This window comes from Oceanobacillus sp. CAU 1775 (genome assembly GCF_054482815.1).
In genome coordinates this window covers 142,099-156,878 of record NZ_JBTLRO010000003.1, presented here as the reverse complement: position 1 = coordinate 156,878, position 14,780 = coordinate 142,099, and the positions used below count along the sequence as shown (strand labels likewise).

16 protein-coding genes are annotated in these 14,780 nt (G+C 35.7%); 5 read left to right on the top strand and 11 right to left on the bottom strand.

Going from position 1 to position 14,780, the window contains the following annotated elements; all coding sequences use genetic code 11:
- Window positions 1-31: 31 nt before the first annotated feature.
- On the bottom strand, window positions 32-706 hold the full coding sequence (locus ACXYMZ_RS06910) for a TVP38/TMEM64 family protein (protein WP_458947651.1): 675 nt from the start codon (window positions 704-706) through the stop codon (window positions 32-34).
- A gap of 181 nt (window positions 707-887) precedes the next feature.
- Between ACXYMZ_RS06910 and ACXYMZ_RS06905 the strand changes: the two genes are divergently transcribed.
- Window positions 888-1,262, top strand: a complete 375-nt coding sequence (locus ACXYMZ_RS06905) for a hypothetical protein (RefSeq protein WP_458947650.1) — start codon at window positions 888-890, stop codon at window positions 1,260-1,262.
- Between the two features lie 4 nt (window positions 1,263-1,266).
- Here ACXYMZ_RS06905 and ACXYMZ_RS06900 read toward each other — a convergent pair whose 3' ends face one another.
- Together ACXYMZ_RS06900 and ACXYMZ_RS06895 are read right to left on the bottom strand one after the other, a co-directional pair.
- The gene (locus tag ACXYMZ_RS06900; protein ID WP_458947649.1) at window positions 1,267-1,785 is read right to left on the bottom strand and encodes a competence protein ComK; all 519 of its coding nucleotides are present in this window, start codon (window positions 1,783-1,785) and stop codon (window positions 1,267-1,269) included.
- A 393-nt stretch (window positions 1,786-2,178) separates the two neighbouring features.
- On the bottom strand, window positions 2,179-3,174 hold the full coding sequence (locus ACXYMZ_RS06895) for a lipoate--protein ligase (RefSeq protein ID WP_458947648.1): 996 nt from the start codon (window positions 3,172-3,174) through the stop codon (window positions 2,179-2,181).
- 240 nt (window positions 3,175-3,414) lie between these two features.
- On the opposite strand from ACXYMZ_RS06895, the gene yhfH reads away from it, so the two are divergent.
- Both yhfH and pepF read left to right on the top strand, forming a co-directional pair.
- Entirely contained in the window at window positions 3,415-3,543 is a 129-nt protein-coding gene (gene yhfH, locus ACXYMZ_RS06890; RefSeq protein WP_458947647.1) for a protein YhfH, read from the top strand.
- A gap of 326 nt (window positions 3,544-3,869) precedes the next feature.
- A complete protein-coding gene (pepF, locus tag ACXYMZ_RS06885; RefSeq protein ID WP_458947646.1) occupies window positions 3,870-5,690 on the top strand; it encodes an oligoendopeptidase F in 1,821 nt (606 codons plus the stop codon).
- Between the two features lie 65 nt (window positions 5,691-5,755).
- On the opposite strand, the gene ACXYMZ_RS06880 is transcribed toward pepF, so the two are convergent.
- Window positions 5,756-7,918, bottom strand: coding sequence for a transglycosylase domain-containing protein (locus ACXYMZ_RS06880; RefSeq protein WP_458947645.1), 2,163 nt, complete (start codon window positions 7,916-7,918; stop codon window positions 5,756-5,758).
- A gap of 433 nt (window positions 7,919-8,351) precedes the next feature.
- Here ACXYMZ_RS06880 and ACXYMZ_RS06875 point away from each other — a divergent pair, with 433 nt between their 5' ends.
- A complete protein-coding gene (locus ACXYMZ_RS06875; RefSeq protein ID WP_458947644.1) occupies window positions 8,352-8,858 on the top strand; it encodes an antibiotic biosynthesis monooxygenase family protein in 507 nt (168 codons plus the stop codon).
- A gap of 310 nt (window positions 8,859-9,168) precedes the next feature.
- Here the strand turns inward: ACXYMZ_RS06875 and ACXYMZ_RS06870 are convergent, their stop codons facing one another.
- From ACXYMZ_RS06870 to ACXYMZ_RS06845, 6 genes are all read right to left on the bottom strand, one after another.
- Complete coding sequence (locus ACXYMZ_RS06870; RefSeq protein ID WP_458947643.1) at window positions 9,169-9,654, bottom strand: thioredoxin family protein; 486 nt, start codon at window positions 9,652-9,654, stop codon at window positions 9,169-9,171.
- A 3-nt stretch (window positions 9,655-9,657) separates the two neighbouring features.
- Window positions 9,658-10,092: a disulfide oxidoreductase gene (locus tag ACXYMZ_RS06865; protein ID WP_458947642.1), complete on the bottom strand. Its 435-nt coding sequence runs from the start codon at window positions 10,090-10,092 to the stop codon at window positions 9,658-9,660.
- A gap of 104 nt (window positions 10,093-10,196) precedes the next feature.
- Complete coding sequence (locus tag ACXYMZ_RS06860) at window positions 10,197-10,823, bottom strand: response regulator (protein WP_458947641.1); 627 nt, start codon at window positions 10,821-10,823, stop codon at window positions 10,197-10,199.
- Window positions 10,824-10,837: 14 nt separating this feature from the next.
- A complete protein-coding gene (locus ACXYMZ_RS06855; RefSeq protein ID WP_458947640.1) occupies window positions 10,838-11,875 on the bottom strand; it encodes a sensor histidine kinase in 1,038 nt (345 codons plus the stop codon).
- Window positions 11,876-11,888: 13 nt separating this feature from the next.
- Window positions 11,889-12,668, bottom strand: coding sequence for a cell wall-active antibiotics response protein LiaF (gene liaF, locus ACXYMZ_RS06850; RefSeq protein ID WP_458947639.1), 780 nt, complete (start codon window positions 12,666-12,668; stop codon window positions 11,889-11,891).
- 116 nt (window positions 12,669-12,784) lie between these two features.
- Window positions 12,785-13,423: a phosphatase PAP2 family protein gene (locus ACXYMZ_RS06845; protein ID WP_458947638.1), complete on the bottom strand. Its 639-nt coding sequence runs from the start codon at window positions 13,421-13,423 to the stop codon at window positions 12,785-12,787.
- A gap of 468 nt (window positions 13,424-13,891) precedes the next feature.
- On the opposite strand from ACXYMZ_RS06845, the gene ACXYMZ_RS06840 reads away from it, so the two are divergent.
- On the top strand, window positions 13,892-14,482 hold the full coding sequence (locus ACXYMZ_RS06840) for a hypothetical protein (RefSeq protein ID WP_458947637.1): 591 nt from the start codon (window positions 13,892-13,894) through the stop codon (window positions 14,480-14,482).
- 30 nt (window positions 14,483-14,512) lie between these two features.
- On the opposite strand, the gene ACXYMZ_RS06835 is transcribed toward ACXYMZ_RS06840, so the two are convergent.
- Window positions 14,513-14,767 carry a hypothetical protein gene (locus ACXYMZ_RS06835; protein ID WP_458947636.1) on the bottom strand — a complete coding sequence of 85 codons (255 nt, stop codon included), beginning with the start codon at window positions 14,765-14,767 and terminating at the stop codon, window positions 14,513-14,515.
- Window positions 14,768-14,780 lie beyond the last annotated feature (13 nt).

The following is a 14,780-nucleotide window of genomic DNA, read 5'->3' as shown; positions in this document are numbered from 1 at the left end:
TCTCCATCTTAGCAGAGATAAAAGCTCTATCCTAACGTTTTATTGTATTCTCTTTATCCATATTCGGGTAATTTTTTTCATAGACTCTTTTTTGGAGTCGTTTCTCTAAATACTTACCGATAATCCAGAACAATCCTACGCTCACCAACACTACAATGGTTTTCATTGGATTCTGAGCAAACTCCATAATCGACGATCCCACATAGGAAATAGAGAAAATCATCACTGCTTTCCCTAACAATACTGCCAAAATAAATTGTTGCGTACTAACTCTTGATAGTCCAGCAACAACATTTATGATCGCAGAAGGAGAAAACGGAAAGCATAATAATAGAAACAACGGACCAAATCCGTGGCGCTCCACCCAACCTGTAATTCGAATAACTTGTTTATTACTCTTAACTTTATTTTGCACCCATGCTACGTTTCCTAATCTTCGGATGATGAAGAATACAGCAACTGCCCCGACACTTGCACCAACCCATGAATAGAGAAAGCCTTCCAGTAATCCGTATGCAGCGGCATTCGCCAGAACAAAAACGATTAAAGGTAAGAAAGGCAAAAAAGCTTCAATAAAAGGAAATAAAATTCCTGGCAATGGCCCAAGTCCTTCATACTGATCTAATAATTGTTGAATAAATGCATCATAACCATTTTCATTTAATTCTGTTCGCCAATTTTGAAACGTGATGGTGTGAATATACATTTAGCTCTATGCTCCTCAGTTACATTACGCAATTTCTTTTATTTTAAAGTATTCGACTAAAAATGCCTAGTAAAACAATGCAAAATTTGCCACTTTCCCTTTTATTATATTTTATTGTAGTATTTTTTTCATTTTTAACCTATAATAGAAACATACGTTCTGTAGAGAGGGAGAGTTCATGATGCGATTTTTAACGGAAGAGGAATACGCAATTGCCTCACGCTTTCTTTTTCTTTCCATGGCTATCGTTGTCATCAGGCAGGATATCAAGCATGTGGAACAAGGATCTTTTAAAATTAAAGAGCCTTATATGGAGCTATTACGAGATATGGAATCTCTATCCTTAGATGAGCGCAGAAATTTAAGAAAGGAAATGAAAAAGCAAAGAATTGATGTAGTCACCTTAAATAAAAATGATTCTTTTTCCTCCTTTCTTTTCTTATGCCAAGGAAGAGAAGAAAAGCGCAATTTCTTCAACCCAGCCATCCGAAAAAAAGTAGAAACAATTATTCAAGAGCAATTATTTAAAGTTAGGAACCATCAAAAAGAAGGTTAGAAACCTACATCTCTTCTAAAACTTCAAAATCGATTTGGTTCTTAATAAATCTGATGCGATTGTCGAGTAGAAAGCGGAATTGTGCGGTGCGACGCACTTGATTCAACATGGAACCATAGGAAATATCCAACTTTATTTTCTTACCATTTTTAAATATTACTTCTGTTCGTCCTTCTTTTAATCGGTTGATTTTATCAATGTGGGAGTGAGCAATCCAGGAACATCTTGGGCTAGTCGGCGAGGACGTAGGGAAAAAGTACATACCGCTCGCGGGGTCTATTGATACAGGCACTTTATGGGTTAGGCCTGATATGTCACGCGTTCCTTCTTGTCTGCCGCGTAGGCTTGAACCAAAAAATTTACATGCTTCATCGATGAGTTTACTTGGGGGGTTATTGCTGATGTATTCGGTGGTTTCTTCTAAAATATAACTTACAGCCCTGCCTCCTTCGTCCCGGCTAGCAATAATTGCCATCGTTAGTGGTGTGACTTCATGAGCACTTGTAAACGTAAGTCTTTTCATTTTATTTATTCCCTTCTATGTCAGGGAAAGTGGCTTAAATATATATTAGCAAAGTCCTAGTTAAAAAGAAAGTGAAAAAAGGAAATTATAAGAAAATTATTAATGATTTTCTAAAAATAATGCTATTTTAAAGTTCCATTTTATTATGAGAACAAACCCGCTTCGGAAATATACTCCGCTTTCCGCGGGCGGCTGGTGAGCCTCCTCAGTCGCAAGCGACTTGCGGGGTCTCACCGTTGCCTTCCATCCCGCTGGAGTCTACGTATATTTCCGAAGCTCAATTTACACTTCTTATTTTTAAAGTGTCAAATCTCAATAATAGGTTTTAACATACACAAAATTAAAAAAGTAAAGCTCAAGAATTAAATTTCCTGAGCTTTACTTTTTATATTTTTAGTAGATTAAATTGATGAAATCTTCTTTTGTGATTTTTCCAAGATAATGAGATACTGGGAAATCCTCTAGAGCTTCTTCAATTGCTTTGCGGTCATGACGTAATCCAATTAGTTTCTTTTCTAAATCAACAATATTACCTACACCGAAAAAGTCGCCAAATATTGTTGCATCTTCTATTATTCCATTCTTTACATTTAAACGGACGTCTACTAGTCCAGCAGGGAATTTATGTGATTCTTGAATGTTGAATGATGGAGATTTACCATAATTCCATTTCCAATCTTGGTAACGATTTTTAGAAATCTCATAAATTTTATCCCAATCTTCTTGAGTTAAAACGTATTCAGGAACATCTTTAATATCTTCCACGTTGAAAACATGCTTTAAAATCATTTCTTTAAATTCTTCCATCGTAATTTTTTCTTCTAGAAATTCATTTATATTCGCAACGCGACTTCGCACAGACTTGATACCTTTTGACTCAATTTTAAGCTTATTCACTTTTAATGCTTTTGAAAGTTCTTCAATTGCAGAGTTCAACATTAGCGTACCGTGACTAAATAGACGACCTTTTGTAGAAAACATTGCATTTCCAGAAATCTTGCGACCATCTACAACAATGTCATTTCGTCCTTGCATTTCTGCAGGTACACCCTTGTCATTTAATGCGTCAACGATCGGCTGTGTAAACTTTTTAAAGTTTTGAAAACTATCACCATCGTCCTTGGTAATAAAACTAAAATTCAAATTCTGTTCATCGTGATAAACTGCTCCCCCACCAGATAAGCGACGGACGACTTTAATATTATTTTCTTCTACATAATTCGTGTTAACTTCTTCAATCGTATTTTGATTACGTCCAATAATAATCGAAGGCTGATTTATATAGAAAAGTAAGTATGAATCAGTTTCACCGAAGTTTTCCAAAACATACTCTTCAAGTGCTAAGTTAACCATGGGATCTGTAATACCTTTATTGTCTATAAACTTCATGTAGGTTCCTCCTCGTATAACTTCTAATAGTAGTTTAATGTAAAAAAAATCTTTAATCAATAAAAATGTAAGGAAAAAGTACTTTAAGCCCTGATATAGTACAGTTTATCGTTTCACTTATCCGATTATTTAAAAACTATTTAGATAAAATGTTGTAACACAGTGTTGACAAAATACATACTGTTATAATACAATGACTTTAATAACAAAATAACTTATAAACAGCTGAGGAGGAATCACATGCTTGGATTAGTCGAGTTTTTCAAGAACTTACCGAAGAAGAAATGTAACAAATGCGGTCATGATATCGTTGAAAAAGCAGATTGCTATGGCAATATCTGTGATGACTGTGATCACCCTGCAATCTAATTGCAGTACTCACATTTGTTTATTTAGTTAACTGTCACTTAAACTTTGTATCTATCTGTATTACAACACCATATTTCTCTCTTTGGCAGCTACCAATTTTAGCTGTCTTTTTTTGTGTATTTTTATATAGAAGTATTTTGGATGACTATAGTTGTAGTCACTCATTTGCTGCACCATTACAGACGATTGCGATTTTGAAGACATATCTACCGTGTGAAACTCCAAAGATTATCAAATCTATTTTATCTGAAAAGTTGTATCATTCTTTAAATGTTTGTATTATAATTACTTAGAGTACCGAAATAATTATCTATAGGGGGATTTATATGACGACAAATACAGCAAAACTTCTTGGTCGTGCAGACGTTCCAGCAGAGCAGATGTGGAACCTTAGTGATTTATTTGCGAATTATGCTGACTGGGAGAAGGGCTTAGAAACGATTGAAGCCGAAGCAGATAAGGTATTGCAATATAAAGGTAGAGTGCTAGAAAATGCTTCTACCGTGCTTGAGGCTATTAAAGAAATGGAAGCTTATAATGAAAAAATGGTTCGAGTTGCAGTTTACGCGAACTTAAAGCTTAGTGGCGACGGATCTGATTCAAGTAATCAAAGAGATGCAGCCAGAGTATCTAGTGTCTTAGCAAAAATTAGTGCGAAACTTTCTTTCTTCCAATCTGAATTAAATGACTTAACGGAAGAGAAAGTTACTCAATTCATGCAAGACAACCCAGAATTAGAAAAATATAAAAAGGTACTTCAAGATGTTGTCGAAGAAAAAGAACATAAATTAGCGCCTGATATCGAGCAGACTTTGGCAGCTTTAAGTGAAGTTCACGGAGCTCCACATAAAATCTATCAGAGAGCAAAAACTTCTGATATGCAGTTTGCAGAAATCAAAGATAGTGAAGGTAATGTATTGCCAATGTCTGAAGCTCTTTATGAGGATCGCTATGAATTTGCGGCAGATACAACTACTAGAAGAAATGCCTATGAATCTTTCACAAATACACTTAACCAATATAAAAATACATTTGCAGCTGTTTACTCAACAGAGGTTTCCAAGCAAGTTACAATGTCTAAACTAAGAAATTATTCATCTGTAACAGATATGCTTTTAGCTCCTCAGCAGGTAACACAAGAAATGTACCATAATCAACTAGATGTTATTCAAAAAGAGCTAGCACCACATATGAGAAGATATGCGAAGCTTAAAAAGAGATTATTAGGTTTAGATGAGTTACATTATTCGGATTTAAAAGCACCATTAGATCCTAATTTCAATCCACATGTGACGTATGAGGAAGCTACGGAGACGATTTTATCTTCACTAGAAGTTATGGGGCCAGAATATAGTGAGATTATGAAGAAATCAATCCATGAAGGCTGGGTTGATCGTTCAGATAATATTGGGAAAGCAAATGGGGCATTTTGTTCAAGCCCATATGGTGTTCACCCGTATATCTTAATCACTTGGACAGATACAATGCGTGGTGCTTTTGTACTTGCACATGAAATGGGACATGCTGGACACTTCTATCTGGCAGGGAAAAATCAACCCTTACTAAATACGCGCCCATCTACTTATTTTGTAGAAGGACCATCAACAATTAACGAATTACTTCTAGCGGAACATTTAATGGAAAAAACAGATGATGTCAGAATGAAGCGTTGGGTAATCACTCAATTGCTTGGCACATACCATCATAATTTCATTACACATCTTTTAGAAGGTGAATTACAACGTAGAGTATACGAGTTAGCGGAGCAAGGTGTTCCATTAACAGCAGATGTGCTTACGAAACAAAAGCTAGAAACGATTCAATCCTTCTGGGGAGATGAAGTTACGTATGATGAAGGTGTTGGCTTAACATGGATGAGACAGCAACATTATTATATGGGACTATATCCATACACATACTCTGCTGGTTTAACAGTTTCTACAGCTGTAGCACAAGCAATTAAAGAAGAAGGACAACCTGCAGTTGATCGTTGGTTAGATGTCCTAAAAGCTGGTGGCACAATGAAGCCGCTAGAGCTAATCAAAAAAGCTGGCGTAGATATGTCTACAACAGAACCAATCAAAATTGCAGTTGACTATGTGGGGTCACTGATTGATGAATTAATTAAGAGCTATGAAAATGAATAATATCTTAAATTAATATAACCGGTTATGAAAGTTGGTCTCCAACAATTCATAACCGGTTTTTCTCATCAAAATTCTAATTTCACTGTCTCTGATTTTCTACTTTCAAGTTTCGTCAAAGGATCATACGCTACAACATAATATCCTTTATTTTTGAATAAAGCATGATTAATTACGTATTCACTTTCCCCTTCTACCTCACCTACACGACGATCAATGCCGTCTCTTTCTTCATAGATGCGATAAACGATTCGGTCATCACCGAGAGCATCCCAAGTAATTCTTGCTTTAACAAGAGAAAATCCACCAAGTTCATACGTTGCTTTCACATTCGTTACTGCTTCAATCTGGATTGGCTCTGGAAGTGCTTCTACATATGACGGACGCTCAAAAGATTCCCCTAATGGTTTTATTTTATCGACTTCAGTAAGTATATCTTTCGTTAGTCTTGTCGGGTAGGAGCTTCCTCCAGTTAGATAATGGTCTTTATCTGAAACATCATATCCCATCCACAATGCTGTTACATATTCTGGAGTATACCCTGCAAACCATGCATCTTTCACTTGATCTTCGACATGTGGATGTTCTGTTGTACCTGTTTTCCCTGCTAAAGCTTTCGAATATTCCCCAGCCTGTGATGATCCATTTTCAACAGCCTTCGAAAGCATCTCTGTCATATCCCATGCGACTTGCGGATTGAAAACTTCTTTTTCATTCTTTTCAGCTTGATAAATTAATTTATCATTTTTATCATAAATTTCTTCTATAGCATAAGATTCAATTCCATTACCATTTGCCGCAAAGGTTCTATATCCCTCCATAATATCTAAAGGAGATACACCTTCAGATAGTGCACCTAGTGCGATTGCTAATCCTTCGTCCGTGATCGGCATATCCATTTTATCTAAATAACTTTTTGATTCTGCTATTCCTATCTGATCAAGCAACCAGATTGTCGGAACGTTTTTGGAAGCGACAATACTATCATATAATGTGACAATTTCTGCATAAACACCATCAACATTCGCAGCAAGATATGTTTCGTTTGTATGTTCTCCATCAGGAAGTAAACTATAAGCATTATATTTTTCCGGTTGCATTAATGCAGGACCAAAAACTGCTAATGGTTTAAAGGTTGAACCAGGTTGACGGTTAACAGTAACCCGATTTAAATTACTTAACTGGTAATCTCGTCCACCAATAGCCGACACAATTCTTCCTGATTCATGTTCCATCATGACAAATGCGCCTTCTACACCAGCTGTATTTCCTGGGAAATAGTCATCATCTTTGAATTTTTCATAGGCGATTCGTTGGATTTCTTCATCCAATGCGACTACGATTCGATAACCACCTTTACTTAGGTGATCGCTCGTAATATTTTGTTTTTCTTGTGCTTCTTTAACAACCAAGTCAACGTAGCTATCAGCCCATGGTTTTGATTCTGCTTCTTTTATTTGCAGACCTAGATTCTTTCTTTCCTCTAGTTGTTTTGTTTCTGTCGATATCATTCCCGTATTTTGCATGATGGTAAGTACGAGATTTCTTCTTTCTAGTGCTTTATCTGGATGATTTATCGGTGAGTAGCCATTGGGAGCCTTCGCTAGCCCAGCAAGCAGTGCCCCTTCAGCAACCGTTAAATCTGAAGTACTTTTAGAAAAATAGAAATTAGAAGCTTTTTCAATTCCGTATAATCCATGACCAAAATAAATTTCATTCAAATAAAGCTCAAGAATTTCATCTTTGGTCATTTGTGTTTCCATATAAACTGCTGCCATCGCTTCTTTTATCTTTCTTGACCAAGTCTTTTCATTGTGTAAAAACAAATTTTTCGCTAATTGTTGCGTAATTGTGCTTGCACCTTCGACCTTACTCATTGCAACTATATCTTTGTATACAGCTCGTGCAATCGACTTTACATCTACTCCATAATGTTCGTAAAAACGTTGATCTTCAATTGCAATATAAGCGTTTTTTACATGATCAGGAATTTGCTCGATAGGTATGTAATTCCTATTTTCCGTATATATTTCCTTGATTACTTCGCCATCTGCTGTTTCAATTGTTGTCGTTTCATATAAAATTAATTTATCATCATCCACTACTAAACTACCAAAATAAATAATGGATATAAAACCAAATAAGCCTAACGCGAACGCGATGGCCAAACTAATTAAAATCCATTTAAATCTCTTCTTTATCGACTTTTTTCTACGATCTTGTCTACGCATATCTACACCTCTGCTTCTATAAATTATACTTTAAAAAAGGTAGACTATAAAGTGATTAGCAAGCAATTGAGATTAAGAGTTAGCTAAGACTGCTACAAAGTGTTCATATTTAAGCTTTTGTATTTCATAAGTTACATTAGTAAGGAGCGTAGACCCGCTTCGGAAATATACTACGCTTTCCGCGGGCGGCTGGTGAGCTTCCTCGCACGCTTCGCGTACTGCGGGATCTCACCTATGCCTTTTTTCCCGCTGGAGTCTTCGTATATTTCCGAAGCTGATTTTCACTTTTTAATTAATATTTCATGAAATATCAACACTCTACCTTACATAGCCAACTCCAAAGAGATTATAGTAAAACAACAGCGTAAATTGCTTCGATTTGGGGTATGATTAAAGTAGTATAAATATAAATAGTCGAGAAAGGGGAAAAATGATGAAAGCTTTTATAACGAGTGGGACAATTGATTTTTTAATAAAACTACAAGAAAAACATAGTGGTTTTGATGTTCGACTTATGTCTAATAATGAAAGAGCGATTGCTTATTACGAACATCCAAACAAAGAAATTTTCCAATCTGGGAGAACATACGAAATACTTGCCAAAGCTGGTCATGTCTTTGAAACAGGATATGTAGCGATGAATAACATCCCTGTGCGTGAAGAAAGTGAGCCGCTATTCGAGTCTATCTTCACAAAAAGAATGGGAGATATCGAAACAGTCCCTGGGTTTCAAGCAGTTCGCTTATTAAAGCCTAAAAAAGGAAATGTATATATTGCGTTTACCCAATGGAATTCTAAAACAGATTTCGAAAACTGGAAAAACTCACCTGAGTTTGCTGCAGTACACGGGGAGAACACTGTAAAACCTCTAGACTATTTTGAAGAGCGACCATTTTTAGCAACCTATAACATGTATGTAGAAGAAGAAAATAAAGAATAAAAAAAGAGCCAGCTGATTTTATTACCTATCAGTTGGCCCTTTTTATTTATCAAGGAAGTTATAAAACTTCTATGCTTTGGATATTATTAGTGGGAAAGCCACGTCCGGCTCCAGCGCCCACCGACTATCAAACTTCGCACTTCTTCAATCGATAAGTCAACATCGACTCGTACCTCGTCGTGTTTCCTTTATCTCAATTGAAAAAGGAAGTTCAACTAAAATCGCGACATCACGTCGCAACGTTGAACCACCCCACGTCCTGTGGGGCGCAGTTTGTACGTCGCTGACCGGGCACTTGCGCCTTTGTGCTTTATTCACTTTCTGTTAAAACATATTCATTAAAGAATGCTTCGTACTGTTCTTCTGTGTGTTGTCCTTCAAGACGGAAAACTTCTTCCCCATCTTCATAATGAACAACAGTTGGTGTTGATTGAATTCTGAATGGTGCTGCTTCCCCGCCAAATTCAAGCAGGTTTAATTTTTTCAAATCAACATTCATATCCTCTGATAATGGTACAAGATACGGAGTTGTTTGCTGACAAAACGAACATGTTGGACTGTAGAAGTATACAGTAGTCGATTCGCCACTCGTCACTTGTTCCAATAAATCATCAGGTAAAACTTGATTTCCATACAGCGGATTATTTAATTGATCAATTGTCGCTTGATCTAAATCAGTTGTACCGTAAGGATTATCTCCTTCAAGTGCTTTATCATTTTTATAATTAATTGCGAAGAATAGCGCAACGAATAATATTGCAATTGCTCCTACGATAATAATAACTTTCTTTCCCATACATTAGTTCCTCCCTTTTTCCTTAAGAAGTATAAGATGCACAATAAAAATAACTAGAAATGCTACAGCTGCCAAGAAAGGAATCGTTATAAATCCAAAATAATTTACATAGATTGCATTACATGGAACTGGTCCTGAACAAGAACCGCCCATTCCTTGAAACGCTGGCACTTTTTGAACTAAATAGTGATAAGTAGAAACAAAAAAACCAATTCCACTTAAAAATAATCCTGAATAAGCAATTTTAAGATCTCTTTTAAACAGTGCTAAACCATAAATGATTACTAACGGGTACATTAAAATTCGTTGATACCAGCAAAGTTCACAGGGTATGTATCCCATAACTTCAGAATAAAAAAGACTGCCTGTTGTTGCGAGTAGTGCTTGTACCCAGATAAGCAGCAAAAGGTTTTCTGCTTTTTTCGTCAGATTTCGCATCGGATTATTCCTTTCACATATCTTCGTTTTTCATTATACGAACCACAGGTTTTTATTACAATAATTATGCTTCATTTCAAAATAACTTTTGAACGTTCCGTGAACTATAATAATTTGTTTCGGTGCACATAGACAGCCGCCTGTGTTCGATCTTTCACTTCAAGTTTTGATAAAATATTACTCACATGTGTCTTCACTGTTTTTATCCCAATAAATAATTCTTCACTAATTTCTTGGTTTGTCATCCCGTTCCCAATACAAAGTAATACTTCCATTTCTCTTTCTGTTAAATCCTCATGCAATTTTTTCTCCGGTTTACGAAAATTCGTCATCATCTTTCCAGCAACTTTTGGTTCAATTACATTTTCGCCTTTTGCAGCCTTTAATATAACATCAACAATTTCCGTTGCAGAAGATGTTTTCAAAATATAACTAAAAGCTCCCGCTTCAATAGCAGGAAAAATTTGCTCATCATCATAGAAGCTTGTTAAAATGATTACTTTACAATTTGAATCTAGTTTCATAATTTGCTCTGTTGCTTCAATACCATTTCCGTCCTCCATCATCAGATCCATTAAGACGACATCTGGCTTTTCTTCCTTGATGATTGGAATGCTTTTATTACCACTTGAGGCCTGACCGACTACCTCAATTCTCTCATCTGTTGTTAAAAATGCAATAATTCCTTTTCGCACCACATCATGGTCATCAACAACTACAACCCGTACCATTTGCTTTTCCCCCTTTAACAAGGTATTCGAATATCAAGGTATGTTCCTTCTCCCAGTTTCGAATGAATTTTGAATGTCCCACCTATTTCTTCACTTCGTTCTCGCATCGTTCGCATGCCGTAAGAAGTTTTATTTCCATTTTCATCAGCAATATCAAAGCCTTTCCCATTATCTCTAATATGAACAAACAACTCATTTTTACGGGTGGTGATATCTAAATTAACGATCGTAGCTTGGGAGTGTCTTAGAATATTGGAAAGCGCTTCTTGAATAATACGAAAAACATGTTCTTCTGTTGTTTCATTTAAAATTAATTCATCATTCACATTCACTTGAAAATCAATTTGACTACGCATTTGCAATTCACTAATTAATTTATGTATTCCTTTCGGCAATGGGTCCCCTGATAAATGAACAGGTCGCAAATGAAGTAAAAGCGCACGCATTTCTGTTTGTGCTTGTAAAGCAATATTGGAAACCTCTATAATCTGGTCCTTCGCAACATCTGGATTAACATCGATTTGCCTGACCGCAGCTTCCGACATCATATTTAAAGCGAAAAGTTGCTGACTAACCGCATCATGAAGATCGCGCGCTAGTCGCTGTCTTTCTTCAATTACGGCAGATTTATGTGCTGACTTTGCAAATTCCGCTTTTTCATCAGCCATACGTTGCAAAGATTTTACTTGGGCTTGTAACTTTTTCCCTAACTCATTTAATTCACTACCAATTCTTGCAATCTCATCTTCCTCTTCAAAGTATACGCTAGACTGATAGTTCCCATTAGAGAATTGAGTAATTAATACGGATAAGGAATCAAGTCTAGATTTCATATTTCCACTCATGGTAAAACCTGTATAAAGTGCAATGATTGTCCCTAAAATAAGATAAGAAATAATAAAGACAAAAATTGCGCCTGCAGAAAGCCACTCTGGTTCAAATAAAACATAAATGGATAGAAGAAGCGCTAGCAGTGTAATCGTGGTGACTACAAGTCCAGATAAATGAGAACGAATAAAAATAAATCGGATACTTGAAAATCTACTTTTCATTTTTCCTGACCTCCTATACACTGTCCAAACGAATACTGCCAGCTTTCAAATCAATATCAAAATCAAGCTTACGATCTGCTGCTTCATAATTAGGTGATTGGTAAGAATAAGAACGGTTGATTCCACCCATGTCACTGCCCAATATTTCGATATCTCCAGCCTTAACTTTCGCTTGTATTCTAAATTCAAGCGTTTCAGGTACAAGCAAGTGCACATCGCCTGCTAAACTGCGAATATATACTGGTGTCTCACCTTCAGGAATATAGGCTTTAGAGAAGTCCATATAGAAATCTCCTGCCATCGTTCGTATATTCATAGGTTCCACACGCCAGTTTGGTTTACTAAAATCATGATCTCCTACAACAAACTTTTGCGCATTCCCATATTGTTTATTCCAATTTTCTGTAGAAGAAGTTCTATCTTTTCCTCGGTTAATAACAATCATCCCTCTACCGGAGCTAAATCCAAAGATAGCAAATCCAACATAAATAATTAATAAAGGCCATAACTTGAAGACATCTTTAAAGTAAAAAGTAATGATTTCAAAACGGTCAAGAAGTAATAAACTACCGAAAACTACAAAGAATAAACCTAGGAACCAATGTGTTCCGCGTCTTCTTAAAAAATCAAATAACCATTTCAATCCAATAACCAATATAAAGACAGGGTAGATATTATGCCATAAGGAGCCAATTCCAAAATCTGCAATGCCAAGATTTGAAAGAACAAGCATAATCCCTGTACCAATTAAAAATACTGCAAGAAATATTCGAAGAAAATTACTCACTGTCATCACCCTTTTCTTGTTGAACTGTTTCAATTATAAAACCAGCTCTCTTACTTGTTATCTATAGTTTATCTTAGCTTAACTCTTGAGATAACCTTCTGAAGATTGCTTTTCTCTCAGCCTTAAGACCGAGTCCGTTTTACAGTGATTCGTTCATATAAGAAAATAAGAGCGATCAATAGAAGAAATCCGAAAAAGAATCCTGCAATAACATCTGTTAGATAATGGACATTAATCACATAACGACTTATTCCAATTAGGAAAATTAGAAGTGCTGCTAAAATTTGCACGGTGAGAATTGCCGCTTTTGATTTTAATTTTCTAGCGATAAAGTATGCTAGTAGTCCGTAACAAACCATCGGAATCATGGAATGACCGGATGGAAAACTATGCCCCTCCGCATTTGCCGAGACAGAAATGCTAGGTCGATCTCTTACGACAACTTGCTTGATAAAGATATTTAGTATATGAGCGAGTAATGTTCCACCGGCAAAGAGTAAACCTGGCAGCCAATGCTTGTACCATATAATTAGTAAAATTCCTGCGATTGGTACGAATGGATAAAGAAAGAATTCTGAACCAAGATTAGTAATCATCCGAAAGACGTCAAACAGAAAAGATGATTCTAATTTATCTACCGTACTTCTTGTTACTTGGTCAATGAGTGGCATTCTATCTGTCATGATTTGAAAAATCCAAATCCCCACTGATAAAAGAATGACACAAAATAGAAAGATAATGATATTTTTACTTCGTTTCATTGATTTCCTCCGTTTTAAAATGATGGTATTAACATTTAAAATTATTTCTATGAATCTAGTATATTCAAATAATACCATAAACTATGGTGAGAAATGAGCTTGAGTATTAGAATGGCTTCTTAAATAACTGGCTATCTTAAAGCTTACTGTTGATATTTCAACCAATAAGAAATTCAAAGTGTAAATTGAGCTTCGGAAATATACGGAGACTCTTGCGGGAGGAAAGGCTTAGGTGAGATTCCGCAGTACGCAAAGCGTATGAGGAAGCTCACCAGCCGCCCGCGGAAAGCGGAGTATATTTCCGAAGCGGGTTTATCCTCAACACAATATTAGAAATTAACAGCGCTAAATAATCAGAAAAAATATATTAATGAGGCTTTGTTTCAATTTTAGCTTTTTGTGGAAGAATTACAGAATAGAAGCTTCGCAAAGTTTATGTAATCGGTAAGGCAGAATGGAGGTATGTTTATGTTCGGTCTTTCTGATTTGGTTGGACTCATTATATCAGCATTTATTATTTTCCCATCAGTCATTTTCTTAAGGGAACTAGGGTATTTAATTTCCGGCCTTATATTCGGAGCAAAAAATTGTAGAATCACCTTAGGATCCGGCCCACGTATTTTCAAGATTGGTATACTTGATGTGAGAAAATATTATCATCTATACAGTTGGTTTTCTTATGATACATTAAAAAATGAAAGTAAAATTGCTTACGTTATCCTTTATGCAAGTCCAATCTTAGTAAATGTTATTTCTGGCCTACTTATAAATGCATTGATAGCGAATGACTTTATAACCGAGTATGAAACATTTTGGAATCGTTTTGTTTTCTATACTTTCTTCTATGTATTATTCGATGCTATTCCTATGCTTACTGTAAACGGGAAACCAAACAACGGCATGATTATTTATCAAATGCTGCGTTATGGAAAGCGTACTGATTATAATCCAGAGCCTTTTATCCCTTCTACAACAGATGTAGAAGATGCCTATCAAGAGCAAATGGAAAAAGTTAAAGAAACAATTGAAAAAAATAAGGAAGAATTGAAGAAAAAATAAAAAGAAACCCTTCCTTACTAAAATCGCACTTCACTCCCTAGGATTCTTGCTCATTCGCATGGAATCCTTATTTCTTTTTGCTAAGACATTCAATATAAAATTACTTGTGAAAACAACGATTAATCCAATCCAAAAAATGACTACACTAGATATTAAGCTTTTTTCATTAAATATATAATAAGACTGATCAATGAATAAAATAATCAGGTATGTGTAAAAGCCAATAATTGCGCTTTTCTTCCAATTATTATTTTCTGTATCAGCCATCGGTTTAAAAAATATCATTTTAACACCCTTT

What these genes read in the sequence shown, in the direction of transcription:
- ACXYMZ_RS06845 (WP_458947638.1), bottom strand. Translation starts at nt 13,423, where the DNA reads ATGAAACGAAGTAAAAATATCATTATCTTTCTATTTTGTGTCATTCTT.
- pepF (WP_458947646.1), top strand. Translation starts at nt 3,870, where the DNA reads ATGACGACAAATACAGCAAAACTTCTTGGTCGTGCAGACGTTCCAGCA.
- ACXYMZ_RS06835 (WP_458947636.1), bottom strand. Translation starts at nt 14,767, where the DNA reads ATGATATTTTTTAAACCGATGGCTGATACAGAAAATAATAATTGGAAG.
- liaF (WP_458947639.1), bottom strand. Translation starts at nt 12,668, where the DNA reads ATGACAGTGAGTAATTTTCTTCGAATATTTCTTGCAGTATTTTTAATT.
- ACXYMZ_RS06870 (WP_458947643.1), bottom strand. Translation starts at nt 9,654, where the DNA reads ATGGGAAAGAAAGTTATTATTATCGTAGGAGCAATTGCAATATTATTC.
- ACXYMZ_RS06880 (WP_458947645.1), bottom strand. Translation starts at nt 7,918, where the DNA reads ATGCGTAGACAAGATCGTAGAAAAAAGTCGATAAAGAAGAGATTTAAA.
- ACXYMZ_RS06860 (WP_458947641.1), bottom strand. Translation starts at nt 10,823, where the DNA reads ATGGTACGGGTTGTAGTTGTTGATGACCATGATGTGGTGCGAAAAGGA.
- ACXYMZ_RS06875 (WP_458947644.1), top strand. Translation starts at nt 8,352, where the DNA reads ATGAAAGCTTTTATAACGAGTGGGACAATTGATTTTTTAATAAAACTA.
- yhfH (WP_458947647.1), top strand. Translation starts at nt 3,415, where the DNA reads ATGCTTGGATTAGTCGAGTTTTTCAAGAACTTACCGAAGAAGAAATGT.
- ACXYMZ_RS06905 (WP_458947650.1), top strand. Translation starts at nt 888, where the DNA reads ATGCGATTTTTAACGGAAGAGGAATACGCAATTGCCTCACGCTTTCTT.
- ACXYMZ_RS06855 (WP_458947640.1), bottom strand. Translation starts at nt 11,875, where the DNA reads ATGAAAAGTAGATTTTCAAGTATCCGATTTATTTTTATTCGTTCTCAT.
- ACXYMZ_RS06910 (WP_458947651.1), bottom strand. Translation starts at nt 706, where the DNA reads ATGTATATTCACACCATCACGTTTCAAAATTGGCGAACAGAATTAAAT.
- ACXYMZ_RS06900 (WP_458947649.1), bottom strand. Translation starts at nt 1,785, where the DNA reads ATGAAAAGACTTACGTTTACAAGTGCTCATGAAGTCACACCACTAACG.
- ACXYMZ_RS06865 (WP_458947642.1), bottom strand. Translation starts at nt 10,092, where the DNA reads ATGCGAAATCTGACGAAAAAAGCAGAAAACCTTTTGCTGCTTATCTGG.
- ACXYMZ_RS06840 (WP_458947637.1), top strand. Translation starts at nt 13,892, where the DNA reads ATGTTCGGTCTTTCTGATTTGGTTGGACTCATTATATCAGCATTTATT.
- ACXYMZ_RS06895 (WP_458947648.1), bottom strand. Translation starts at nt 3,174, where the DNA reads ATGAAGTTTATAGACAATAAAGGTATTACAGATCCCATGGTTAACTTA.